This is a genomic window from Streptomyces shenzhenensis (assembly GCF_003688995.1).
Taxonomy (GTDB): Bacteria; Actinomycetota; Actinomycetes; order Streptomycetales; family Streptomycetaceae; genus Streptomyces; species Streptomyces shenzhenensis_A.
This window is the reverse complement of record NZ_PENI01000131.1, coordinates 1-525: the sequence shown is the minus strand read 5'-3', so window position 1 is coordinate 525 and position 525 is coordinate 1. Positions and strand designations below refer to the sequence as shown.

Genomic DNA, 525 nt, shown 5'->3' with positions numbered 1-525 from the left:
CGACGCACGTGATCTCGAGGTCGAGGGAGGCGGGGGCCTGGCGGACCTTGAGGTGCTCCGGATGGACGGTGAGGCCGATCTCCCGGATCAGGAACTGATGGCCGAAGGGCACGCCGAACTCGGCGTGGGAGAGGAGGGCTCCGACCTGGCGGATCGTCTCGGCGGCCATGAGCGGGTCGTGGTACTCCCCGTCGACTGGGGTGAAGAAGCTGTGGCTGCGCGGCCATTGCGCCTCCACCCGGAAACGGGTGTCGTCTTCCCGCTGCCAGCCGGTGAGCATGACCTCGGCCACAGCCGCCCGGTGCACCAGCTCCTTGGGCACGGTGGTCGTCAGGGTGGGATAGCGGAGGGCGGCCAGATAGGGCCGTGGCTCCGCCATGAATGCCGCCTGATAAGCGGCGATTGCCGGGCGTTCGACGTGAAACGTGCTCGCAGACATTGCTCCCCCTGGGCTCCGCTGGCGAGTGATGGCTTGTATGCCCTCGGCTCGAAAGATACATACCAACCGGTTTAATTTCTAGCGGT

Annotated in this window: 1 protein-coding gene; it reads right to left on the bottom strand. The window is 66.1% G+C overall.

What is annotated here, in order from left to right; genetic code table 11:
- Positions 1–379: AfsA-related hotdog domain-containing protein (locus CTZ28_RS46520; RefSeq protein ID WP_310887666.1), on the bottom strand; the 379-nt coding region annotated here is incomplete at its 3' end.
- Positions 380–525: the final 146 nt, after the last annotated feature.